Raw genomic sequence first — 7284 nt, forward strand, 5'->3', positions numbered from 1 at the left:
AAGAGCCTTCAGCCGTTTGGCCTCCGCCACTTCCATGCCGCCATACTTCGACCGCCATTTATAGAAGGTCGCGTCGCTGACACCGTATTTGCGGCACAGATCAACAGCCGAAAGACCGGCCTGATGCTCCTTCAGAATACCGAAGATCTGCTCGTCGCTGAAACGAGAACGCTTCATTGTCTGTTTCCTTCTCCGGACAACAGACTAACCTCAAACCGAGGACATTCCAGGGGAGCAGGTCACCGGCAGAGAACAACTTGAAGAAATCATCAAGCCAATTTTCGTCCGCGCTACCAACCAGTTTCACCATATCACTTCGTTCATCTAACCATCTTTGAGTAGGCTACAGCTTGAATCATGGCCGTTGCTAACAGCATCCTGACGGCTCGCTCCCGTACCGTTTTTTTTCCCTCGGCGAGCCAGATGCAACTGCGCTTCCTTTTCAAGCTTGCTCTCCAAGCTCTTCAATTCCACGGCATCGGCATCTGGAAGAAGGCCCGCTATCTTCATGACAGCGGCAGTTACCTGGCGGCCGAAGAGCTTCGTGCAGCGGAGCGGGTCTCCTCGTTCATCACGAAAGTCAACGCCCAGTATGAGGAGCGTAGAAACGGCCTCGTCGTCAGCACTATCGTCTGTAACGAAGTGGCGCTCGTGTTGATCCGCACTGGACTGAATTTGCCACCATTCCTCAGTTCCCTCGATCAAGCTATGAAAACTATCAGGAAATTTGAAACGGGTATCGTCTCGGGTGATACCGAAGAGCTTGGTGGATAGTCGATCAAAATAGTCGTCAAGCTCAGGAGCGACTTCGCCGTTTCGGGGCGGGTTTAAAATAAGTTTGTTCTCAAATTCTGCTATGCCGTCGAGTTTTCGGATCACCAGAACCTTGCCCCCCATTTTGGCAATCACGGAATCCAGTTCTGCCATTCTGCCCTTCCACTCCGCATAGTTGTCGGCCATTGGTGATCCTCTCTGGGAAACAGTTTGATTATACACAGAGAACAAACAGCTTGAACGCAGCCACGAGTGGCATCCACTGCATCTTTCCCGAGCAGCTTGAGATTTGAAACAGCAACTCGCGTCACGATTACAGCGCGCGAACCCAATTGTGAGGCCATAACGCGCCATGCAGGAGGTGCAGATCGCCTCGAAGTGCCAGATCGACGTACCTACGCCATGGAATTACAGGGAGTGATCGCGCAGGTCACGTACGAATTGAAAAAGCTGTGCCTGATGACGAGCATCGGCAAGAGCGTCATGCTTCTGCTCTTCTGCTTGCTTCTCGACGGGAAACTGGCTTGACCGAGTTGCGTCCCATGAACAGCCTGCTGCACCCATATACATCGCCTTGATGTCTACGGCTCCGATACCGAAGGGGTTCCTCTTGAGAAAGTGGAGGAAGTAATAATTCACAAAAGCCCAATCAAAAGGTGCGTTGAAGCCCACGAATATCGGCTTCCCACCCTCGGAATTGGTGGTGATCCAATCCTCCAGGCTTAGCATCGCCTCTTCAGGGTCCGTCCCCGTGTCATTCAAACTGTCGAGTTTAAACCCGCTAACGGCCAATGCCTCTGGAATGAAGTTCTCACTGATCGGCTTGATCACTACGTAGAAGCTTTTTGTGGGGTCATCAACCAAACAACAACCCAGAGAAAGCATGCTGTAGTCGGGTGGGATGGGACCAGCTGCCTCAATGTCGACAGAGATAAAAACTTCTTTTCGTTTTTCGGTCATGAGATTAGTGGCTCCACGTCGACCAGAGGCGGACGTGCCTCGACAGAAGCCCAATGATCAAAAAACTCACGCTGCCTATCAGCCGCAGTTGTGTCATTTGACCAATGATATCCAGCATACGTTGCGATATCGAACGGTAGCTTCTCGCCCTTCATCGCCGTGACGATTGTGGGAATCCCGCGCCCCAGAGCATAACCCAATTCGATGAAGCAGTTCGGCCTGGAACCTGTGACGTCGGCAATGACGAGTTGGCAATGGTGCAATTTACTGAAAATATCACCGTCGATACGAGCTTGGCCGACTGACTGTTGTCCGTCGACCACCAGGAGCTTATAGCCCAGACGCCCTTCGACAACTGGTTTTACCACCGCTTCGAAGAAATCGTCGACGGCTTTAAATTGATCGTGTGAGGGGTCGAGCAGCCGCACTGCAAAGGCTCTGGGCGGTTCAAGGGCTTCAAGCAGCTCAATAAACTCTTCGACCATCAGCCTAACGTCGGTCTGGCTTGCGAAGTTTACTCGGTTCAGCCAACCGTGAGGATCAAGGTGGCCTGTTGTTTGAAACAGCCGCTTAGTGTTGTTGCGTCCCAAGCCGAAGTCATAGACACGCTGAGCGCCGGTCGTCTGGGGGCGTAGCGGGATGTTCACCGGAGCGACCGGCTTACCATTGCCAGCGTAGAGGTTTGTGAGAAAGAGAACGCCTTCGTCACCGCCGATGGGGATGAGGATGTCTCCCCAATGGGCCTGCGTCTCCATCCGTTTGCTTGCCATGTTCCAGAACGAAGCGTTGTCGATCTTCACTTTGTCAGTCCGACGCAGGCTATTCCACATCTCCTTGTACTGCTCAGGAATCTGAGCCTCGGATTTGTGGTGCTGGACTGCAACAGCCATCACACCGGGGACATCGGAAGGACGCGAAATCTGGTTCTGATAAATCGTCTCCCAAATCAGCCAGTCGAAGCATAACGGCTTTCCATCAATGGCACGGAGCGGCTCTTTGTCGACAGGCACGACAAAGTTCGCCCCCAACTTGATAAGAGCCGTTACGAGGCTTGCCACGAATTTGCGCGCTAGCTCTACATTTTCAGGCGAAGCGTACTCGATCTCTTCTGAAATCCGACCGGTGATATGGATGCGACGCCCAAACAGTGGTGACCTCGGCATTACTTGTCCTCCATCACTGGCGACGGCGTCATAGCTGCGGCGACATGCAACAGGAGGTTCACGGATAGTGGGTGATTTGGAAAAGCTTTAGCCAAAGCCTGCGGGTAGAGCCTGGTACGGATGTCCGAATACGTCCACGTCGGCTGATCGGCGCGCGGTCCGGTAATCGCAACAAGCTTGGCAACATCATCTACTGAAGGGTTCAAAGCGGCTAGATCGCTGATGAAGAGAGCTTTTCGCTCATCCGAGGTCGGCCTGGAAAATGCCCGGACCAGGGCTGCTCTGCGCCGAAGCGCGGGATCGAGAACGGAAAGGCGGTTTGTGCAGAGAATTACGAGAATGCGTCCGTTAAACCGTCGTAGATCGTCTATGTGCTGAATGAGCGTGTTGACGGCAACCTTGTCCTCGTGGTGGCTGTGTTCCTGCGACCGATTGGCGGCAAGGGAGTCACCTTCATCGATGATCAGGATCGCCCGCTTGCTCTTTCCGACTGCCTTGATCACTTGCTGAAAGGCCTGGGAAATCAGTGTTCCCATCTCGCCAACCATGCCGCTCCCGCGCACACGGTTACTCATTTTGAACAGAGTCGCGTCCTCGACGCCCGCCTCAGCAACCAGCCGGTTGGCGATTGTCTCTGCCGTCGCGGTTTTACCGGTACCAACGTCTCCGTGAAAGATTGCAAAAGGATATTGCTCCTGCAGCAATGCCCCCAGATTCAGCTTTCCATGATGAAACTTACTATTCCAGCTTGGGAGATCGCCCGAATTCAGCAAAAGGCGTAGCTGCGCATGAACCGCCTGATACCGTTCGTCGAAGCCAATGAGCGTTTTGGCTTTCTGAGCGAGAGCGTCGTCGGGCAAAGGCAGTTCAGCATCAAACAAGGACTCACTCAAGACCAATCCTCCCGGCGCATTCCCCAGCCGTTGCTTGCGTAGTCGCGGCCACCGGAAGAGGTAAGAGACGCATGGCTCGTATCAACGCTGGTAAAGCCCCAGCTAATATTGAGGCGACCAGAAAGAGATTGAAGAACGGCTGCGTTAAAGCTGTCAGTGTGGGTCATCACAATCCTGATCTCAGAGCCAGGAAGCTCTGGCCAGCGTACACCCCCGGGCCTTGCTGACTTAAGCGTCCCGGTGTTTTCATCAACGTCATACTTTACAGCCCTGATCTCCTTCCCACCGAACATCTGCGTTACATCAACGGACTTCAAATAGCCTTTTGATGCGAGAAGCTCGATGTCTGCACCGTAGTCTGATGCGGCCTTCTCAGTCATGGCACGAGTGCTGGAGGCGATCATTTTCAGGTCGGTCGTGAATTGGCGGACGACGATGGTGATATCGGTCGTCGTATAGCTGCCGGTAGCGGACGCAGTACGCGTTGCAGTCATGTCTCAGGCCTCCTCGACCGAAAAGCGATTGCCAAATACTTCTTTCCAAATGTCGTCGTCGTCTTCGGCCGAAGCGTAGTTCGCATCTTCCCAGGACTGATCCGCCGCCTTGACGATTTCCTGGCGCTCTGCCTCCGTGATACGGGATGTCACGTTGTTTTCGCCATTGACTGGATCGAGAATGACGACTGGGTCGGTGAAGTTGCCAAGAATCCCAGCGTTTTCCGGGAAGCTGATTTTTTCTTTCAAGCCCGAATTTGCAATGTAAAGAAGGAAGTCGCGGAAGCGCTTCTCAATGCTCTCGGTTGCTCCGTATTTCGCGAAAACATGCGCCATAATCAGCTCGATATGGAAGCCCTTGAGGGCCGACAATTCGACATGACGGCTCCAACGCTTTCCCATGCGGACGAGTGTTCGGAAATGACGGTCCGCATCCTTGCGATCCTTGATGAACTTCAAGTGGCCCGGGGGATTGGTCTCAATCTTCCCGCCATCACGGTCGAACTGCCAACCATAGCCTGGCCGGTACGGGTCTTCGACGACGGGCACGATGTCGACATAGAGCCCGCTACCCACGAACTTCACGGTAGCGGCCTTGCGTTGGATTTCGAAGTCTTCCACGGACTTCGACGGATAGATGGAAATCAGTGCTGCGTGGATGTCGTCAAGGAGCTGCTCCAGCGTTTCCTTATCGGGATCGACCCCCGCGACGTAGATAACTAGGTCAACGTCAACCGGGTCCTGGCTGGTCTTCTTCAGGATGGTGAACTTGGCAAATGATCCGGCCTTCAACACCCGTGTGATCTTAATGTCGACACGGCCTTTGAGGGTTTTCCCCAGTTCGGAAACCAGCCGGTCAACCTGCTCATGGTACTCTTTCCGCTTGTCGGCGGGCAGACGAAGGACATTGTGGTCATAGTTCAATAGGGCGGCATTGGTCAGAGGCATGCGAAAAATCCTTTCGGAAGCGAATTTTTAGCTCGGAGCGTCTGGTTTCCAATCGCCCATCTTAACTTGGCCTTAACTATCGGTAATATTGTATCGGCGATGGTCGGCCGCAAGAGGCGGTTTACAAAAAGACCTGGATATCCACAGATGTAAACTGAAGAGATGGGAGGCGTGATGCTTGGCTCAAGGTTGCGGATCGCACGAGCGGCAATGCGGCTCTCACTCAGAGAGCTGTCGGAACGCATCGCGGGCTTAGTCAGTGCGCAAGCCATTGGCAAATACGAACGCGGTGAGGACATTCCGAGCCCACCAGTTCTGAAGGCTCTGTCAGTCGCATTGGGTGTCAGCGTTGCGCACCTGGAGAGCGAGGAGCAACTCACACTTGAGAGTGTCGAATTTCGGAAGGGCATGAGTTCCGCAAAAGAAGAAGCATTCGTTCAGGCTAAAGCCATAACGATGCTCCAGCACTATCTTGAGATCGAAGCGATCCTAGGGTTGGAAAGCACGGATTGGGAGAAACCACGTGGCGTCCCTTTTCCAGTCAATGATCTTCGTGACGCGGAGGACGCAGCTAGATCGGTTAGAGAGGCCTGGAGTCTGGGAAATGACCCGATCCCTCGCCTCGCCGAACTCCTCGAAGAGCGCGGGATCAAGGTCCTGTCTGTTGATCTCGACGACATTGACGGGCTTGCTGCCCAAGCGCCTCGGCGGGACCGTGACGCAGCCCGAGTGATTGTCGTCAAGCGAAACACCTGGTCCGAGCGGAAACGCTTCACGATGGCCCATGAGTTGGGCCACATGGTTTTGGGGCTCACAACCAGCCTTGACGCTGAGAAAGCGGCACATCGTTTTGCAGGCGCGTTCCTGCTACCGGCAGATATGCTTCGTGCAGAGGTAGGGGCCACTCGATCAACGATAAGCCTCGGCGAACTTGCAGCTCTGAAGCGGCGGTACGGAGTTAGTATACAAGCGTTGACGTATCGCTGTCGGGAGCTTGGGATCGTTTCGGAGACAACATTCCGTGAGTTGTTCAAGGTGTTCGCAGAACGCGGCTGGAGAACGCCGCCGTTCAAAGAGCCCGAGTGCTTGCCTGAAGAGTATGAAATGCCCCGTCGTTTCGAAAGACTTTGTCTTCGCGCCTATAGCGAAAACCTTATAGATATCGCCCACGCCAGCGAGTTGTTCGGAACGTTCGAAGCCGATTTGAAAGAGCGCCTTTCATTTGATTGGTAGGTCAAAACGACAGCATGACGTCCAAGGTCAATTAGTGAAAATTCCGCGACCGTGTGGCAGCGGAAACGCCCGTTCTAGCAACCAAAACAGGCAAGAAAAGAACACAAAGAGAAAAAGCAAGGCGCATCAAGTGGCGGTCGCGAACAATTACTTGGCCCCAGAGGCAGGATTGCCGAGCGTGCCGACACATTCAATGTATCATGAGTTCACAACCACGCATCGCACGTCTGGAATTTGAATGCCCTTGATCCCGCAGTTCATATCGGAGTTGATCGGCGCGGCGAACGAAGCGGACAAGCTATCTAGCTCGGAGGTGACGAGGCTGCCCGACCGGGCGATCACAGTGATAAACGATCTAAGGCCTCAGCTTGGAATCATACCTATCCTTGGACCTGATGCCGTGATTTACCTTCGAACCGTTGCTGCGGGAGCAGACCGAGTGCCACGGGAGGAATTGTACCAAGGCTCGCTACATGCTGCCGAAATGATGCGCGATCTTCACATCATCTTGGACACAGGTACGGCCATCAACTTGATTCAGGAGTAGGAAGCATACATGACCTCGATAGCGAGCACGTTGAAATCGCCCCAAGACGTGCGCGTTCGATTTCGGCGGCAACTATCACGAGACTATGAGTGACCTTGCCCCCAAGTTTTATCCAGTTTTGAGTTCGCTCCAGCGGTTTTGGTTTGCGGTATTTTGGGCGGTAGCGGCGGGTTGCGGTGCGGAGCCATTCCGGCTGTGCAGCAGCGCATCACGTCGCGGGTTGATTGTTTGAGCGAACTCTGCAGGGGTCATCCAGCCGAGTCCGGAGTGTG

At 53.9% G+C, this 7284-nt stretch carries 8 protein-coding genes and 1 pseudogene; 1 reads left to right on the plus strand and 8 read right to left on the minus strand.

All coding sequences use genetic code 11. From position 1 onward, the window contains the following. The 7 genes from F3H95_RS26815 to F3H95_RS26845 all read right to left on the minus strand — a co-directional run. Positions 1–177: transposase (locus tag F3H95_RS26815; RefSeq protein WP_149748222.1), on the minus strand; the 177-nt coding region annotated here is incomplete at its 3' end. 147 nt (positions 178–324) lie between these two features. Further along, on the minus strand, positions 325–960 hold the full coding sequence (locus F3H95_RS26820; RefSeq protein WP_149748223.1) for a hypothetical protein: 636 nt from the start codon (positions 958–960) through the stop codon (positions 325–327). A 222-nt stretch (positions 961–1182) separates the two neighbouring features. Next, on the minus strand, positions 1183–1734 hold the full coding sequence (locus F3H95_RS26825) for a 3'-5' exonuclease (protein ID WP_149748224.1): 552 nt from the start codon (positions 1732–1734) through the stop codon (positions 1183–1185). Further along, on the minus strand, positions 1731–2897 hold the full coding sequence (locus tag F3H95_RS26830; protein WP_149748225.1) for a hypothetical protein: 1167 nt from the start codon (positions 2895–2897) through the stop codon (positions 1731–1733). The genes F3H95_RS26825 and F3H95_RS26830 overlap by 4 nt, the downstream gene beginning before the upstream one ends. Next, on the minus strand, positions 2897–3790 hold the full coding sequence (locus F3H95_RS26835; protein ID WP_149748226.1) for an ATP-binding protein: 894 nt from the start codon (positions 3788–3790) through the stop codon (positions 2897–2899). The genes F3H95_RS26830 and F3H95_RS26835 overlap by 1 nt, the downstream gene beginning before the upstream one ends. Further along, a complete protein-coding gene (locus F3H95_RS26840; protein WP_149748227.1) occupies positions 3787–4284 on the minus strand; it encodes a hypothetical protein in 498 nt (165 codons plus the stop codon). The genes F3H95_RS26835 and F3H95_RS26840 overlap by 4 nt, the downstream gene beginning before the upstream one ends. 3 nt (positions 4285–4287) lie before the next feature. Further along, entirely contained in the window at positions 4288–5232 is a 945-nt protein-coding gene (locus tag F3H95_RS26845; RefSeq protein WP_149748228.1) for a CBASS oligonucleotide cyclase, read from the minus strand. A gap of 174 nt (positions 5233–5406) precedes the next feature. Between F3H95_RS26845 and F3H95_RS26850 the strand changes: the two genes are divergently transcribed. Beyond that, the gene (locus F3H95_RS26850; RefSeq protein ID WP_149748230.1) at positions 5407–6465 is read left to right on the plus strand and encodes an XRE family transcriptional regulator; all 1059 of its coding nucleotides are present in this window, start codon (positions 5407–5409) and stop codon (positions 6463–6465) included. A gap of 655 nt (positions 6466–7120) precedes the next feature. Here F3H95_RS26850 and F3H95_RS26860 read toward each other — a convergent pair. After that, positions 7121–7284: pseudogene (locus F3H95_RS26860) on the minus strand (IS3 family transposase); the annotation flags it as partial.

This window comes from Rhizobium sp. RU35A (genome assembly GCF_900156005.1).
In the GTDB taxonomy this organism is placed as follows: domain Bacteria; phylum Pseudomonadota; class Alphaproteobacteria; order Rhizobiales; family Rhizobiaceae; genus Neorhizobium; species Neorhizobium straminoryzae.